The following is a 15,870-nucleotide window of genomic DNA, read 5'->3' as shown; positions in this document are numbered from 1 at the left end:
CATTCGATACCGATCAACCGTTCGTATAGGTTTATTTTATGCTATTTATTTGCTTCCGAAATCAATACGGAATGCAAATGAACATAAATGAAAACACCCGTGTAATAGATCTGAAGGTTTCCGATCTCATTACCATTCTAAAAGAGTCCACTCCAATTCCTGCCGCACCGGTACAGACGTCCGAGGATGACGACGAAATTGGTGGCTACGAAGTGGCAGAAAAAACTACCGGATACGCCCGGCAAACTATCTACCAACTAAAGTCGAAAGGCAAAATTCCCTATATCGCCATGCCCTCTGGCGGTGTCCGTTTTTCCAGAAAGGAAATTCTCAAGTGGCTGATGTCCCATAAAAAACTAACCTATGAGGAAATAACTGCAAAGGCGGATGATTTTGTGTTTAAACGGAGGGCGCGACGTAAATGACAGGTGCTCCATTAGTCGACCATCTCCCGTGCGAATTGCGTCCGGTCCGAATGGCGGCAGTAACCGGCCCGGTCTCCGACACAGGTTCGCTCGCGGTGCACCCGTCGTATTGCCGATGAAAAAAGCTAATCAACAAATTTTTGAACAAATCTTTAATCCTATGCGCAAAATGAATTGCGACGAAGCAAGGCAAATTTCGATAGTCGATTATCTGGCACAATGCGGGTTCCGGCCACAATATATTAAAGGGGTTAACCATTGGTATCTCTCTCCGATCCGGGAGGAAAATACAGCCTCTTTTAAGGTTAATACCCAACTCAATGCATGGTTTGACCACGGCATGGGGGTCGGTGGGAATTTCATAGACTTGGGTATTCGGCTACATCAATGTACAGTAGAACAATTATTAAGCCGGTTAAGTGCCGGAGATCGCTCTCTTTGTTTTCACCAGCGGGTAAAGGAAACGGAGGCTGAACCAGAGCATAAAATAAAGATCATCCAGGCTGGGGAATTGCAAAACCTGACATTGGTAAAATACCTACATGAGCGTGCAATAGATTATTACACGGCTAAAGCATGGTGCAAGGAAGTACTGTTTACATTGAACGAGCAGCGTTACCTGGCTATCGGCTTTAAAAACAACTCGGGTGGCTACGAACTGCGTAATGCACAGCTTAAATTATCCTCGTCCCCCAAAGATCTGACCTACATCGATCAAGGAGCAGACACGGTTCACGTATTTGAAGGCTTTACAGATTTCCTGTCTTTGCTAACACTAAATGGCCGCGATATGCCTGGCGATTTCCTGGTGTTGAATTCACTCAGCTTTGTGGGCAAAAGTTTGGAGATTTTGCAACAACGTCCTGCTGCCAAATTGTACCTGGATCACGATAAGGCGGCAGCAAAAGAGATGGCTTTCATTAAGCAAACAATTCCGAATGTAGAGGATGCCAGCCGCTTTTATAGCGGCTATAAAGACCTTAATGCCTATCTCAAAATTCAGCAGCAGAGTAGGGGGTTGGGCTTATGAAAGGCATCGGCATGGCAGCATCGGCAATTTCGTTTTTTGCGGAGCCAGCTATGTTTCGGCCCTGCCGAAACTCGCTGGCTCCCCTTCATGCTATCGCATTTGGGGGGATTAGGAAAGAATTTATTAAGACAGATTTATGCTTTATCAGCTTGGATTTTAAAGTAAGTCAAATGGAGAAGGAGACACAGAAAGTAAGAGTAGTAAACAAGGGTGGCCGCCCGAAGGCGCAAATAAAAAGAGATTGCCAGTTGACGGTGATGTGTAATATCATAGAGAAAAAGATGATACAGGCCAATGCCAAACGCGCCAGGACAAACGTATCAATTTATCTCCGTCAAGTAGGATTAAATGGCCGGATAACCGTGAAGACTTTGCCGAAGGAAGTGTTGCAATTTACCGGCACCCTAAATCACATGGCGGCCAATTTAAATCAGATCGCCAGGAAGCGGAACAAGGGTGAAGACTTAAATACGCTCGACAGAGCATTGTTGAACCAGGAAGTCAGAGGCTTGCAGAGTATAGTAAAAGAGGTTAAAAATTATTTGGCATGATCGGGAAAATCACTACAGGTAAAAGTTTTCGCGGCTGCATGAGCTACCTGCATGAAGGCCGGTTGCAGGAGAATGAGAAACAGCAAAAGCTGGAAATGGAAAAGAAGCAGGCGGAGGTCATTTATTACAACCAGTGCTTTGGCAACAAGAAAGAATTGATCCGGCAATTTGTAGAGGTAGCGCAGTTGAACCCAAATGTCAGCAAGCCGGTGTTCCACGCCAGTATCAGTTTTGACCTGGCCGACAATGGTAAACTCAGCATACAGGATAAGATCGATATTGCCGAGGGACTGGCCAAAGAGTTTGATTTTGCAGATAGACAATACGTAGTGATTACCCATGCCGATACCGAGCATGAACACCTGCATATTGTTGCCAACCGGATCGGTTTAGAGGGGCCGACCGCGAGCGACAGTAACAGTTATCGGCGCATGGCTGAATATTGCAGGCGGATGGAACAAGCGTACAATTTGACCAAAGTGCTGAGCCCTAACAAATTCCTGAAACCAGAGCAGCGGGTAGCGCAAAGCCAGCGGGTGGATCAACGCAAGGAACATTTAAAAGCACATTTGGCGAAGGCCGTTAAGCAATGCAAAAGCGTAAAGGAAGTCAAAAGCTACATGGAGCAGAAAGGCTATCAGGTGGAACTTGGGCGAGGTATTGCTTTTACCGATCAGCAGCATGTCAGGTTCAAAGGCAGCCAGGTTGGTTACAGCCTGGCCGACATCGAAAAGAAAATTCGGCAGGAGCAGACACAGCGGCAGGTACAGCAAATGCAGCCTAAAAACCAGGCCCGCGATCAACGTCAAGCTTATGGGCAGGAACAACCCAAAAGTTTGGCCGATCAGTTACGGGAAGTGATTAGCGAGAATGAGCAAAAAGAGCAGAAAACCTATTTGAAGCGGGAACCGGAAACGCATTATTTAAGGGCAGCCCTGGCAGCTGGCGGCGAATTGTTTGCTGGCCTGCTTCAAAATATGCCGGAAGAAGAACCGGAAACGCCAAGCAAAAAGAAGAAGAAAAAGTTAGGCCAGGATCAAAGCTACCACATAAGCAGGTAGGAAAATTGAATTGTAAAACCATTAATTAATGATAATATGAAGAATGAAGCAACAGCAATCGATGAAGTGACTATGACGGATATGCTCAAAAATATTTTCGAGCATGAAGAAAAAATGCAGAAATACATGGAAACCCGGGCAGTAGAGATTAAGGAAAAAGACACCATGATCGAACGATTGTTCACTGAAAGCAAGAAGCAAAAAGAAGAATTTGCAACCAAGCTGGCCAATATGAAAGTGACTGCGCCAGCACCTGATCTGTCCGTGGTAAAGGAAGCCATTACTGCCGGGCTTGCAGGCATCACTAAAAGCATGTCTACAGACTTTGTTGCGATCAGAGAGACGATCAACAGAGGCCCGGCCCCGATCACACGGAAACTTCAGCTATTCTCAGATGCAAAAACGCCTGAGCAATACAAAGCGGTGCTTTCATGGATCGTCTTTGGATTGATTGGGCTGGTAACATCGGTCGGCACCATTATGCTGATCTGGCACTATATGAATTTAACCCACGTCCGTTAATTCAATTCTGCTATGAACCCATTAAATATAGGGCAGCGGTTTTGGCGGCTGCCCTATCAAACAACCAAAAAAATTAGTAAATTTGATTAACGATGGATAAGAGTATGGAAACACAAATTTTGACAGACGAAAGCGGTGAACCGACAAGAGTGGTGATGGATTACCAAACCTACGTTGAAATGTACCGGCAATTAAACCTGCCATTACCCCCTGCTAAAACCGTACAGGCGCGCAATCCGCTCGATTGGTATACCAGAACTGAAAGCGCTAACTCTATATTAAACGGATTGGTAGCACTGGCCTCGCGGGAAAAAATGAAAGAATCTGAAAAGGCCAATCCCGATCAGCAGCGCATCGAGGAATTGCTGGCTTTACGCAAAGAGGCTATTGAGGCGGTAAACAACAATGATAATTTTTCCAGCCTGGAGCGGATGGATCAGGTCATTGAAAAATACGGTCCTATTTTATTAGCGGAGAAAAAAAATCCCGATTTAAGTTCAGAGTATGGAGTAGACCGAACCGAGTCCTTAAAGAACTTGTACGCGCGCTCTGAACAACGGTTTGACAAAATTCAACAGATCATTATTGAAGATAACACGGCTATTGCTAAACCATCCGATAGCCCTGTGGTCATTGTCTTAGGTGCCCAGCCTGGTGCGGGCAAAACAGAGTTAGAAAGAATCGCCAGGGCCGAATTGGGCGGTAATATTATTAATTGTAATGCAGACTTGTTCAGAGATTATCACCCTGACGCCCATGAGATCAAATCCCGCTTTGAATCCTACTATCCTTCACTTACTGCCAAATACGCCCAGGATTGGAATAATGGTTTGAGGGCTTACTGCGAAGACAACCGGCTTAACTATATACTGGAAACAACGTTTTCGTCTGGCCCAGAGATGAATAAGACCATCGATGAACTTCAACAAAAGGGCTACCGTGTAGAGATTAAGCTGCTGGCTATCCATCCCCGGCTGAGTTTGTTGGGCACCCACCTGCGCTTTGAGGACATGAAGTCCCAGGAGAAAGGTGACAGAATGGTCGGCAAGGAAGTGCATGACCAAAAATATGAGATGGTTGCGCCCACCCTTTATACTGTACAATCTGCCGCATTGTACAACAGGCTGCAAATGTATGGCCGTAGCGTTGAACCCGTTGAAGGTTCCTTTAAGTTAGGGGTTTATCTGATCGCTACCAATCCGCCCAATCCCTTGCAGCTGTTCCAGGATGAAATTGACCGGAAATGGTCGCCGGAGCTTTCAGCAAGTTTTAACCAGGGTGTTCAACAGGCGGTTCATTTAATGCAGGCCAGGAACGCCGCTGAGCAGGAGATTAAAGGTTTCCTGAAAGACATGCAGAGTGAATATCCCACCCAAAAACAATTGCAGTTGCAAATGGAGCAACAAATAAAGGAGCAGGAATTTGCTGAGCAGCTTAATAAGCGCTTGGCGGGTGAGTTGCCACATATTAATATTAATGGAACAGATTTTACCATAGACCTGCGGTTGGGCGAGTTACGTGAAACAAAAGCACCGGGAAACAGCATCCAATTGCACCAGATGCAGGCCGGGCGTGCAGGCGAAGCCTATCTCTTTTTCTATCATACGCAAAAACATACCGTTTACGATCCCCCGGCCAATATCAAATCACTGCCGAAAAATGTTGTTGTAGTCGAAATTCCCGTTGAAGCAAAGCTCGATCCGGTAGGTACGGCAGAAATACTTGAGGTTGATATTAAAGAATTTGTCAAAGCCCACCCTATTCAAAACGAGTTGACTGCTGTGGTTAAACAGCTTTTTCAATCTGCCTTACCAGAACTGATCCAGCAAAATTTGAGGAAGGAGGAACCAAAAAGGCAAGAACAAGATCAAAAAAAGGCAGGAACCCCGACGAAGATTTAGACCAGGGACTTGACTGGGCTCCTAAAATAGGCCGTTGAAATAAGATGTGTGATTCATAGAGATCCTTTCCATAACTTTATGTTGAAATGATGGAAAAACCGTTGGTTTTACCACATTTCAACATAAATAACAACAATGAACAATGAAGTAAAAAAACGCCTTGAGTGGGTTAAGCTTTACGAATCTATTGGCGTGGCAGGTGTTGTTTGCATGCGTTGCGGTATCAGCCGTCCAACACTTCGAAAATGGATTAAAAGATATAAGGAATTTAGTATTGATGGCCTTAATGAACACAGCAGAAGACCACATAAAATATACACTCAGATAACCTTAGAAGATGAGCAGCGAGTTCTTGATTTAAGAGATAAGCGAAAGCTCGGTCACCGTAGCATTGCCAACGAAATGAAGCGTTTATACGACCGATCTTTGTCTACAGCTACCATTCATAAGATACTTATCAAGAATAATAAACAGTACTTAAAACTAAGACGGAACTACCGCAAACGCTTACATCGGTATAACAGGCCAATACCCGGCGACCGAGTCCAAATGGATGTTTGCAAGATAGCGGGCAAGCTTTATCAATACACTGCTATTGATGATTGCAGCCGTTTTAAGGTTGTTGAACTATTCCCCAGACGAACAGCAACAAATACATTGAAGTTCCTTGAAACAGTAATTGAACAGATGCCTTTCCCTGTACAACGTATTCAAACGGATAGAGGTAACGAGTTTTTCGCCTATTCATTTCAGGAAAGGCTTATGGAGTACGGCATTAAGTTTCGGCCGATAAAACCACGATCTCCCCACCTCAATGGAAAAGTTGAAAGAACCCAAAGAACCGATCTTGATGAATTTTATTCTACCGTTGATATTAAGAATCCAGACCTGCCTAATCTGCTTTCACAATGGCAATTTCACTATAATTGGTTTAGGGCACACAGCTCTTTAAAAGGAAAATCCCCAATACAAGTGATTAATGAACTAGCTGATAAAACACCTGTATGGGATGAGGTTAGTAGCATGTATGATCCTTTGAAAGAAAGAATTAAAGTCCAAAATTATTGGCTTGATTCTAAGCTATATAAGTGAAACGATGTCTGTAAATCTCACAAATAAGATCACTATAACACGAAAGGGTTAATGGCTATTTCAATGAAAGCAAATCACAACGCGCGAAGCGCGTTGTGATTTGCTTTCATTCTTTGAACAACTGATATTTGCAACAACCGAATTATCACCCCACCCTGTACCCCTGCTGTTGTGATTTGCTTTCATTCTTTGAACAACTGATATTTGCAACAACCGGATGGCTTTACAGGCTGCTGTGATGTTAGTTGTGATTTGCTTTCATTCTTTGAACAACTGATATTTGCAACAACCAAGGCCATCACCATCATTCATGCTGGTTAGTTGTGATTTGCTTTCATTCTTTGAACAACTAAGGTGCAATAATTGCGCTTAATCGAACGATAGGTTGACAAGTTTTTCTGTACTACCGATAAATAAAGTCCGACAAATAGCCATTAACATAAATGTTCATTTCCCCGCTTAACAACTGGATGCAGCAAGCTAAAAAAGGGTCAAGGGTGGTGTCTGCCAAAAAACTAAACACGACACCATTTACAAGCCCTTGACGCTTTTTTAGTGGCGCTAACTTTGTGGCTTGCGGTGAGATGAAAAGCTAAAACCCAGGTATTGTTTGAAAGTTATAAATCTGGTTTATCCCGCTTTCGCCAAAGAGATTTGATATGCCGGATTAGCTTTGCGATTTGCCTATCTAACCAAAAGTATTGAGTGCTATACATTTTGTAAGCAACAATTAAAATGACTATAAATATTGCCCAATCAGAGATTCCCATACGGCATTAATAGGTAATGCAATATAAGCTGACCAGTAATCTCCTTAAAACATCGGACCTGCTTGGCCGCGCTATCCGACTGTACGGCCTCGGAAAGAGGCCTTTTTCCAAACTTTACACTCACAAAAATAGCTTGCTGAAGAGAGCCCGATCAGCCCGAATAGGAAAACGGAAAATAGCAATTAAGGACATATATTTCTTGATTTTAATTTAAAAGGCTGGTAATATTACATATTGATTTAAATTAAAATAGCTGTAATAATTATTAAATAGATCATGTTGTGTGCATTTAAATAGTAATTGGCATGTTAATTTATTGTATAATAATTAACATAATACACTTGCAAATAAATTTATTATACCTATATTAGAACAAGTAAACTGTAAAGTAATCATATTTGAATACCATCTAAATAAATAAGACCTGAACCGCCATTCTCTTAAACAAATATTATATGGACAATTCTGCTTTTCTATAGTTATATATTTATCAACAAAAATGCTATCATTTAGCATCACTATTATGATAGTAATTGTGAAAGTGGAATTTGCTTCCCACGGCTATTTGCATTATCACGAACTTAAATGGTGAATACCGGTAAGCCCGTATTCTCACATTTTTGTCAAAGTAAATATTCATCCGATCGCTAAAAAAACAGCCATTTGATGACTAATATTTACCCAAATACTTAAACCACCTTATCGACTGCATGAAAAAGGACAATATCACCTTCATAATTTCAAAATTTGCTAACTTATTAAATGTTAAGATAAATACCCAGACCATTTACGAAGAATTGCTAACCCATCCTGATTATCCAAGTTTATTAGCTGTAAGCGACGTTTTGCAAGCTTTGCAGGTTAACAACGCCGCTTATCGTGTGGCTCCCGATCAGCTGTCCTTAGTCCCCTTGCCTTTTATCGCCCATACGAACGGAGATGGCCAGGGCAGTTTTTTAATTGTTCATCAAGTAGATAAAGAAAAAGTAACTATTTCAAACGAAAAATGGAATAAACGTACATTATTGTCAGATGATTTTAAGAAAATGTACGATGGTGTGGTTTTAACGGCTGAGCCGTCTGTAAATAAAATTTCGCCAGGTATTTTCACAAACTTAAACTCATTTAAAACCGTCGCGATTGTCGCCGGTTTGCTGGTTTTATTAGGCGCCTTCCTTAGCTTACATACCGCTTATTTTAGTAATTTAAGCTGGCAATCAGGTTCTCTTACACTTTTTAAAAGCGCCGGCCTTTTTACGTCCGTTCTATTGCTCATTCAGTCCATAGATAGCAGTAATCCGCTGATACAAAAACTTTGCCAGGGAAGCGGTAAAACAAATTGCAATGCCATTCTCTCGTCGAACGCAGCGCAGGTATTTACAGGGCTCACCTGGAGTGAAGTAGGCTTTTTCTATTTCACGGGTACCTGGCTGTTATTCATATTCGGAAACGGATCGGTTGCCATATCGCAGATGCTCTTAGCCTTAAACGTTGTTAGTTTACCTTATACATTTTATTCTATTTATTACCAGTCCTCTGTTGCTAAGCAATGGTGTTTATTGTGTTGCACCATACAGGCTTTGTTATGGCTGGAATTTATACCGCTAATTGCATCTTTTCATAGGCCTGCAGTTATACCATCTTATACAGAATGGATCGACTTGTTCTGCGCGTTATTATTGCCTTTTTTGTTATGGAAACTTTTGAAACCACTATTGCTGCAGGCACAACAGGTACATTCTTTGAAACTTCAGCTACAAAAATTCAAATATAATCCTTCCTTATTTAAAAATCTGCTCACCGATCAACCCAAATATGTGCAGCCTGCCGAAGATTGGAGTATTGTATTAGGAAATGTAGAGGCGGGCAATATCATTACCCTAATCACAAATCCCTATTGTTCACCATGCGGCAAGGCGCATAATCAATTACATGACCTTCTTGAACAGAATCAGAATCTCCAGGCCCGGATTGTCTTTACCGCCAGCAATCATGAAAGTGATATCCGAACACCGGTAAGTCGTCACCTGATGGCGCTTAGCAGCCTGGCAAATAAGGAAATTGTCAAAAGGGCCTTGTTCGATTGGTACCGGCAAAAGCAGAAGAATTATGAAGCATGGGCTAAGAAATACCCTGTAGAACTAAATGAACTCGAATACAATAAAATAAGTAAACAAAAGGCCTGGTGCCGGATGGCGGAGGTTACTGCGACGCCGACAATATTACTGAATGGTTACCGCCTGCCGGATATGTACCAGCTTCCGAATTTGAAATACATGCTTGATTAAGCGTTGCGATACTTTGGCCAAGTAAAGGAACATGCACTTTAAAATACATGTTGCCCAATCGCCGGGGCATGGTTTCGGCACAGTTATTCAATATTACCTCATTACATTTATGTCACAATTCAGTAGATTAACAAGAGCTGAGATGAAAAACGTTTTAGGCGGTACTGCTCCACCGCCGACAGGACAAGGAAGCTGTTCTTATTTCGGATCCTGCGCCACTTGGCCTACCTCAAGTTATGACCCGGACAACACTATTTCTGCTACTATACAACAAACCGTAGCCGACGAATGGTGCGAAGGCCATGACTGCTGCACCAACGTGGATTGCCCAGGTGCTGTAGGGTAAAATTTATAATTAAACTAAGCAGGCTTGGCGATCAGTAAATTGGTCGTCAAGCCTCTTTTTTCTGGTACTGTGAATTAATGTCGTCCTATGAGAATAAATACTGCCCGATACCTGTTTCTAAACCTCTTTCTGCTGCTGTTTTTTTCCAAAGCCTATTCTGCGGATATTATCATCAAGTATATTGTTGAAAAAGACAGCAGCATTCGTTCCACTCACAGCGTAAGTGACTATTTGCTGGGAATCGTAGAAAACAACTATGATAATATTGAACAAAACGCGCAAAAGAATGTGCCATCGGTCAAAAAGATCCTGTTTAATTCAGCTAATGAGGAAATCGTTCTGATTAAATATAAAATCAATAGGTACGGTACGTTTTTTATCACTGACTTTTATGGTCACGAAGTCTTGTTGGATCCTTCAATGACTCATGACACCATTGTACTCAATGTGAACTTAAACAGATTTAAAAAGCAATCGGGTGCAAAAAAATCTTCTTTATTTAAACGATTCGGTAAGCAGCACCAAATTCTATATTATCAAATACCCCCCAAAGTATAAGTACATGGGCTTCTTTGACACTTTAGCTTATTTGCATGGGGACCTGCACAGTGGAGGAGGCCACTATTCTTTTAAGGAAATGAATCATCAGCTTGATAAATACCTTTCAAAGGTTAATGCAGTTTACTTTGACCGGGTTAAGTTTTATAAAAGTTTTATCTCCCAAACCCGAATGCCCGCCAAGCTTAAGTACTATGCTTTGAAAGAAATTCAATATAGCTATTATAATGATTTGCTGGACCCGCTTCTGAACTGGGATGCTTCCCTGCTTGGATCATATCCTGATGCGTTACGGGATACGATAAAAAAATAGGCCGGGGCCTGAATAATAAAGATTTGTTTGAAAATATAGCCGCTTATCGTGGCGTGGTGTTCAGTTATGTTTATTCGGGCCTAATAACACCTCCGTCAAGATCATTTAGGGAGAAGCCGGATAGCGCCTACTTGCTTAACAGGTCCGACTACGCTGTCAGAAACCTCAGAGGCTATTCGCAAGGATATTTATTAGCTTCACTGATGCGGCTTGCTACTCAAATTAATTCAGTAAATACCTTCGAGCTCCTGTACAGGGAATACGACCATGGAAGCTCCTTAGCCGGGGTCAACAGATACACGGACTCATTAAGGACTTTAATTTTAAAGTCCGGAAACTTAGCCCCCACCGAAGTCCTCAATTTGAATTTTGAAACCGCGCAAGGCGAAAACCTTAAACTTCAGACGCTTCTAAATAAAGATCTGATTGTGGTGGATTGCTGGGCAACATGGTGTATTCCATGCAGAAAGCAGGAACCTTTTTTATGGGAGATCGCTACGAAATACAAGGACAGGGTACAATTTATCTCTATTTCAGCCGATCAATTAAAATCAAAATGGGATCACTGGCTGCTCGGTAATAATAGTAATGGCCTATTACAACTCCACGCGGCAGGTGGCTTCGAAAATGTATTTTTTAAAAGGCTAATGATCAATGCGATCCCCAGGTATATATTACTATCCAGGTCGGGGCAACTGCTAAATCTGGCGATGCCGTACCCGCAAGATAAGGATGCTTTTGAAAAGGAGCTCCAACAACACCTAAACTAATATGCGTTTTCAATTTTATAAACAACCGGACCAGATGGACTGCGGGCCGACCTGCCTGCGCATGATTGCCAGGCACTATGGCCGGAATTTTACCGTCCAAACGCTCAGGCGGCTTTGTGAGATCAATAAAGAAGGTGTTTCTTTATTGGGCATCAGCGACGCCGCTGAAAAAATCGGCTTCCGTTCCATGGGGGTTAAACTCAATGCCGCCCAGCTGAAAGATGCAGAGCTGCCCTGTATCCTGCACTGGCGGCAGAATCATTTTGTGGTATTGTACAATATAAAGAAGCATAAGTATTACCTGGCCGATCCCGCTGATGGTATGGTCGTGCTTAATGAAGCCGACTTTAACAGGAACTGGCAAAGTGATGCCGGGAGTGGCATTGTGCTTTTATTATCCCCTACGCCTGATTTTTATGAACAGGAAAATGAAAAAGGTAACGAAGTACGATGGTCGTTCCTATTGCGTTATCTGATCACCTACCGAAAACTGGTCATCCAGTTATTTTTTGGGCTCGGTATAGGAAGTATGTTACAGCTAATCGCTCCATTTCTAACCCAGTCTATTGTCGATATCGGCATCAATACACGCAATCTTAATTTTATATACATCGTTCTTTTCGCGCAAATTGCGCTGATTATTGGCCGCGTCAGTGTGGACTTTATCCGCTCATGGATATTACTGCATATCAGTACCCGTGTCAATATCTCCATCCTTACTGATTTTCTGATCAAATTGATGAAACTGCCCATTGGTTATTTCGATACCAAAATGACCGGTGACATCATGCAGCGGATGAGCGACCAAAAAAATAGAGGGGTTTTTAACCGGCTCTACCTTGAGTACACTATTCTCCATGTTTAACCTGCTTGTTTTTTCGGTCGTGCTGGCATATTACAACGCAACCATATTTTTCGTTTTCGCAGTCAGCAGTACGTTATATACAATATGGATAACCCTATTTTTAAAACGGCGCAGGGCTCTTAATTATAAGAGCTTCGAGGTATCGGCCAAAAATCAGGGCAGTATAGTGCAACTGATCGGTGGTATGCAGGAAATTAAACTAAACAACTGTGAACAACAGAAGCGCTGGGAATGGGAACATATCCAGGCCCGGTTATTTAAGTTCAGTGTAAAATCCCTTGCACTCAGCCAATATCAGCAAGGCGGAGCAACATTCATCAACGAAGGGAAGAACATTTTGATCACTTTTCTAAGTGCGCAGGCAGTGATCAGCGGTAACCTGACCTTAGGGGCTATGGTTGCTGTACAAAGCATTGTAGGCCAGCTCAGCAGCCCTATAGAGCAGTTGTTGGGATTTATACAGGGCTTCCAGGATGCCAAGATCAGCCTGGAGCGCTTGAACGAAATTCACCAGATGGACGATGAGGAGCCTGTAGGTAAAGAATGGAGCCACACTTTGCCGGAAAACAAAAGCTTAACGCTTAATAATCTTACATTCAGCTATCCCGGTGCCGGGAATGAACCGGTACTGGAAAATATTGAATTAGTTATTCCTCATGGTAAAACTACAGCCATTGTAGGTATGAGCGGCAGCGGCAAGACGACTATAATAAAACTGCTCCTGCGCTTCTACGAACCTCAAAAAGGTGATATCAAGGTTGGCGGACAGCAGATTGGTAATATCGCGTTTAAGACCTGGCGTGGTCAATGTGGCGTAGTCATGCAGGATGGTTTTATTTTTTCAGATACCATAGAACGCAATATTGCCGTTGGTGATGACTACCCGGATAAAGCTAAACTAAGGCATGCCGTAAAAGTGGCCAACATACAGGATTTTATAGATGGCCTGCCTTTAGGCCTGAACACCATGATAGGTGCCGAAGGTAATGGTATCAGCCAGGGGCAACGACAACGGATGCTGATCGCCCGTGCCGTTTATAAAGATCCGCACTATATATTTTTCGACAGAAGCCACCAATGCACTGGATGCTAACAATGAGCGCGTGATCATGGATAACCTGACCCGTTTTTTTGAAGGGCGCACGGTAGTCATCGTTGCGCATCGCCTAAGCACGGTAAGTAATGCCGATAACATCATTGTTTTGGATAAAGGACGCATTATTGAACAAGGTACCCATAACCAGTTAACTGCCCTGAAAGGCGATTATTATAAATTGGTCCGGAACCAATTGGAACTGGGAACATAACCGTAGGGGGACACAGACAAAAAAACTTTAATTACCGGAATAAAAGCTAAAAGCATGCCAACTACTTACAGCAATAGCAATGGACAAGCCAGGCATACCGATGCCATGCAGGATATTATTACTACCGTACCATCATGGATATTGCGCTGGGGCATTATGCTGTTTGGCGGTGTCCTGATCCTGGTGATTTCTTTGTCGGCTATAATAAAATACCCGGATATCGTCAAAACACAGCTTAAAATAGAATCGCCCAACTCCCCCAAACCGGTTGTCGCTAAAATATCCGGCAAACTGATAAAGTTGTTGGTTAAAGAAAACACGGCTGTTGTAAGCGGACAAGCTTTGGCATACATTGAAAGTACAGCTGATCATGACAAAATATGGAGCCTGGCATTAAATTTAAAAGAACTGCAAAGCCAGGTGCTCCAGGGAGAGCCTGTCAACCAGGTACTTTTTTCACAGTCTGATAATATCCGGTTAGGTGAATTACAGTCTTCGTACCAGGTTTTTTACCAGGAATATTTAAATTATAAATCCGCTATTAATGATGGATTTTATTTAAAAAAGAAAGCTTTCCTGCGAAATGATTTATCAAACCTGGCCGGACAAATACAACAATTAAATCAGCAAAAACAAATTCAGCAACGCAATTTGGTAATTGCGGATGATGATTACCAAATGCATAAAAAACTGGCGCAGGAAAGAGTAGAAACCCCTGCAGAACTAAGGCAACAGGAAAGCAAATACCTGGCCCAGAAATCGCCGCTGGTGCAAACCGGATCGTCCCTGATCGCTGCTAACACCAATTATTCAGCTAAACAAAAAGAGATCCTTGAGCTGGATAACCAGATCAGGGAAGAAAAGGCTAAATTTTTACAGGCGCTCAATAGTTTAATTAGTCAGGCTGAAGACTGGAAAAGTAAATACATTCTAACCGCATCACAGGCCGGGAGGCTCTCCTATGCCGGAATTGTACAGGAAAATCAAGTAGTTAATACAGGGCAGGAAATTTTTAATATTAATCCAGGGAATGAAGCCTTCTTTGGTCAAATGGCCATTCCCCAGGATAACATGGGTAAGGTCAGGGAGGGGCAGGAAGTATTGATCAAGCTTAAAAGCTATCACTTTGAGGAATACGGGATGATCCGGGGAAAGATAAGCTACATTGCAGATGTTCCTTTTAAAGACAGCGTGTTTGTTTCAAGGGTAGATTTCAAAATTAAAAATGGCTCGGATATGAAAAAAACAGTCCATCTTAAGCAGGGGATGGTTGCGGATGCGGAGGTCATTACACAGGACGCAACGATCCTGCAAAGGATCATCTGGAATGTTTTTAAAGTAATGAATAGTAAATAGTGATAAAATTGATCGATTGGGGCATGGCATAATGCAGCAACGCTTTAAGAAAAAGATAAGCTTAATCTTTCCGCATAGATAAAAAGCAGGACTTTTATTCCCTATTAAAAGACCTGCCAATATCAGCCAGGTAAAAGGGGTAGGCAGATCAGAAGGACAGCCTTTGACCCTGCCATTGTGTTGTGCGCAGGAACTGTTCCCAATTGAGCGCGTCCGGGTTAATTTGCCTGCTCCAGGTCAGGTCCCGGTCTTTTTGGAAATATCCATATTCGACGGCATAGGCTACCATCCCTAAAATCTCCCGTACAAGCCCTTCATTTGAACTGAACTCCGGGAAATGCTGTAGCAGCCCCTCCCGTGTAAAAGCAGTTTCATATATAGCCTTTTTGCCCGTTACCCTTGTAAAGGTATCTACCATCTCCCCGGGTGTGATCATTTCGCCGACAACAGGTAATGATTTTCTTGCATATAGATCAGGGTGAGAAAAAATCTCTAGGATCGCAGGGCCTGTAGCCGTGAGGGGATCAACAAAAGGGGCCCGAAAATCTTTGGGTGAGTAAATCGGGAATACCAGCGTATCGTTTTTAATAACGGGTGTATAAAATTCAATGAGGTTGGTGTAAAAGAAAGCCATATAAATAAATGAGCTTTTAACCGGTAACGTACGAATATATTCTTCGATCCTGGCTTTATCTGTAAAGTGCGGAGCAAACAT

The 15,870-nt window shown here is 42.6% G+C and carries 15 protein-coding genes and 2 pseudogenes; 16 read left to right on the top strand and 1 reads right to left on the bottom strand.

The features are described from left to right. Window positions 1-77 precede the first annotated feature (77 nt). The 16 genes and pseudogenes from ACQ86K_RS28285 to ACQ86K_RS28210 all read left to right on the top strand — a co-directional run bounded on the left by ACQ86K_RS28285 (window position 78) and on the right by ACQ86K_RS28210 (window position 15,155). On the top strand, window positions 78-425 hold the full coding sequence (locus ACQ86K_RS28285) for a helix-turn-helix transcriptional regulator (RefSeq protein ID WP_143020826.1): 348 nt from the start codon (window positions 78-80) through the stop codon (window positions 423-425). Between the two features lie 115 nt (window positions 426-540). Continuing rightward, window positions 541-1,455 (top strand): toprim domain-containing protein, encoded by a 915-nt coding sequence (locus ACQ86K_RS28280; protein WP_431199176.1) that lies wholly within the window; start codon window positions 541-543, stop codon window positions 1,453-1,455. Then, a complete protein-coding gene (locus ACQ86K_RS28275) occupies window positions 1,452-2,006 on the top strand; it encodes a plasmid mobilization protein (RefSeq protein ID WP_256337492.1) in 555 nt (184 codons plus the stop codon). Before ACQ86K_RS28280 ends, ACQ86K_RS28275 begins: the two co-directional genes overlap by 4 nt. After that, window positions 2,003-3,067, top strand: coding sequence for a relaxase/mobilization nuclease domain-containing protein (locus ACQ86K_RS28270; RefSeq protein ID WP_091171720.1), 1,065 nt, complete (start codon window positions 2,003-2,005; stop codon window positions 3,065-3,067). Before ACQ86K_RS28275 ends, ACQ86K_RS28270 begins: the two co-directional genes overlap by 4 nt. 36 nt (window positions 3,068-3,103) lie before the next feature. Beyond that, window positions 3,104-3,589 carry a hypothetical protein gene (locus tag ACQ86K_RS28265; RefSeq protein WP_091171722.1) on the top strand — a complete coding sequence of 162 codons (486 nt, stop codon included), beginning with the start codon at window positions 3,104-3,106 and terminating at the stop codon, window positions 3,587-3,589. A gap of 104 nt (window positions 3,590-3,693) precedes the next feature. After that, window positions 3,694-5,490, top strand: coding sequence for a zeta toxin family protein (locus ACQ86K_RS28260; protein WP_431199175.1), 1,797 nt, complete (start codon window positions 3,694-3,696; stop codon window positions 5,488-5,490). 135 nt (window positions 5,491-5,625) lie between these two features. Continuing rightward, window positions 5,626-6,596 (top strand): annotated as a pseudogene (locus ACQ86K_RS28255) (IS481 family transposase). A 1,466-nt stretch (window positions 6,597-8,062) separates the two neighbouring features. Next, window positions 8,063-9,640: a cysteine peptidase family C39 domain-containing protein gene (locus ACQ86K_RS28250; RefSeq protein ID WP_091171730.1), complete on the top strand. Its 1,578-nt coding sequence runs from the start codon at window positions 8,063-8,065 to the stop codon at window positions 9,638-9,640. Window positions 9,641-9,782: 142 nt separating this feature from the next. After that, window positions 9,783-9,986, top strand: coding sequence for a hypothetical protein (locus ACQ86K_RS28245; protein ID WP_143020827.1), 204 nt, complete (start codon window positions 9,783-9,785; stop codon window positions 9,984-9,986). 87 nt (window positions 9,987-10,073) lie between these two features. Further along, on the top strand, window positions 10,074-10,544 hold the full coding sequence (locus ACQ86K_RS28240) for a hypothetical protein (RefSeq protein WP_431199174.1): 471 nt from the start codon (window positions 10,074-10,076) through the stop codon (window positions 10,542-10,544). A 79-nt stretch (window positions 10,545-10,623) separates the two neighbouring features. After that, window positions 10,624-10,857 carry a hypothetical protein gene (locus tag ACQ86K_RS28235; RefSeq protein ID WP_431199173.1) on the top strand — a complete coding sequence of 78 codons (234 nt, stop codon included), beginning with the start codon at window positions 10,624-10,626 and terminating at the stop codon, window positions 10,855-10,857. Window positions 10,858-10,880: 23 nt separating this feature from the next. Further along, on the top strand, window positions 10,881-11,627 hold the full coding sequence (locus ACQ86K_RS28230) for a TlpA family protein disulfide reductase (RefSeq protein ID WP_431199172.1): 747 nt from the start codon (window positions 10,881-10,883) through the stop codon (window positions 11,625-11,627). A gap of 1 nt (window position 11,628) precedes the next feature. After that, window positions 11,629-12,868: pseudogene (locus ACQ86K_RS28225) on the top strand (cysteine peptidase family C39 domain-containing protein); the annotation flags it as partial. 18 nt (window positions 12,869-12,886) lie between these two features. Further along, complete coding sequence (locus ACQ86K_RS28220; protein ID WP_431200952.1) at window positions 12,887-13,585, top strand: ATP-binding cassette domain-containing protein; 699 nt, start codon at window positions 12,887-12,889, stop codon at window positions 13,583-13,585. Window positions 13,586-13,601: 16 nt separating this feature from the next. Further along, window positions 13,602-13,799 carry a hypothetical protein gene (locus ACQ86K_RS28215; RefSeq protein ID WP_431199171.1) on the top strand — a complete coding sequence of 66 codons (198 nt, stop codon included), beginning with the start codon at window positions 13,602-13,604 and terminating at the stop codon, window positions 13,797-13,799. A 54-nt stretch (window positions 13,800-13,853) separates the two neighbouring features. Beyond that, on the top strand, window positions 13,854-15,155 hold the full coding sequence (locus ACQ86K_RS28210) for an HlyD family secretion protein (protein WP_091171737.1): 1,302 nt from the start codon (window positions 13,854-13,856) through the stop codon (window positions 15,153-15,155). Window positions 15,156-15,303: 148 nt separating this feature from the next. Here the strand turns inward: ACQ86K_RS28210 and ACQ86K_RS28205 are convergent, their stop codons facing one another. Continuing rightward, a complete protein-coding gene (locus ACQ86K_RS28205; RefSeq protein ID WP_218134480.1) occupies window positions 15,304-15,870 on the bottom strand; it encodes an NmrA family NAD(P)-binding protein in 567 nt (188 codons plus the stop codon).

Source organism: Mucilaginibacter sp. P19 (genome assembly GCF_050632265.1).
Lineage (GTDB): Bacteria > Bacteroidota > Bacteroidia > Sphingobacteriales > Sphingobacteriaceae > Mucilaginibacter > Mucilaginibacter gossypii.
This window is presented reverse-complemented; position numbering and strand designations above follow the sequence as displayed.

Coding starts and splice junctions, on each gene's coding strand:
- ACQ86K_RS28285 (WP_143020826.1), top strand. CDS start 78: ATGAACATAAATGAAAACACCCGTGTAATAGATCTGAAGGTTTCCGAT.
- ACQ86K_RS28280 (WP_431199176.1), top strand. CDS start 541: ATGAAAAAAGCTAATCAACAAATTTTTGAACAAATCTTTAATCCTATG.
- ACQ86K_RS28275 (WP_256337492.1), top strand. CDS start 1,452: ATGAAAGGCATCGGCATGGCAGCATCGGCAATTTCGTTTTTTGCGGAG.
- ACQ86K_RS28270 (WP_091171720.1), top strand. CDS start 2,003: ATGATCGGGAAAATCACTACAGGTAAAAGTTTTCGCGGCTGCATGAGC.
- ACQ86K_RS28265 (WP_091171722.1), top strand. CDS start 3,104: ATGAAGAATGAAGCAACAGCAATCGATGAAGTGACTATGACGGATATG.
- ACQ86K_RS28260 (WP_431199175.1), top strand. CDS start 3,694: ATGGAAACACAAATTTTGACAGACGAAAGCGGTGAACCGACAAGAGTG.
- ACQ86K_RS28250 (WP_091171730.1), top strand. CDS start 8,063: ATGAAAAAGGACAATATCACCTTCATAATTTCAAAATTTGCTAACTTA.
- ACQ86K_RS28245 (WP_143020827.1), top strand. CDS start 9,783: ATGAAAAACGTTTTAGGCGGTACTGCTCCACCGCCGACAGGACAAGGA.
- ACQ86K_RS28240 (WP_431199174.1), top strand. CDS start 10,074: ATGAGAATAAATACTGCCCGATACCTGTTTCTAAACCTCTTTCTGCTG.
- ACQ86K_RS28235 (WP_431199173.1), top strand. CDS start 10,624: ATGAATCATCAGCTTGATAAATACCTTTCAAAGGTTAATGCAGTTTAC.
- ACQ86K_RS28220 (WP_431200952.1), top strand. CDS start 12,887: ATGGTTGCTGTACAAAGCATTGTAGGCCAGCTCAGCAGCCCTATAGAG.
- ACQ86K_RS28215 (WP_431199171.1), top strand. CDS start 13,602: ATGGATAACCTGACCCGTTTTTTTGAAGGGCGCACGGTAGTCATCGTT.
- ACQ86K_RS28210 (WP_091171737.1), top strand. CDS start 13,854: ATGCCAACTACTTACAGCAATAGCAATGGACAAGCCAGGCATACCGAT.
- ACQ86K_RS28205 (WP_218134480.1), bottom strand. CDS start 15,870: ATGTTTGCTCCGCACTTTACAGATAAAGCCAGGATCGAAGAATATATT.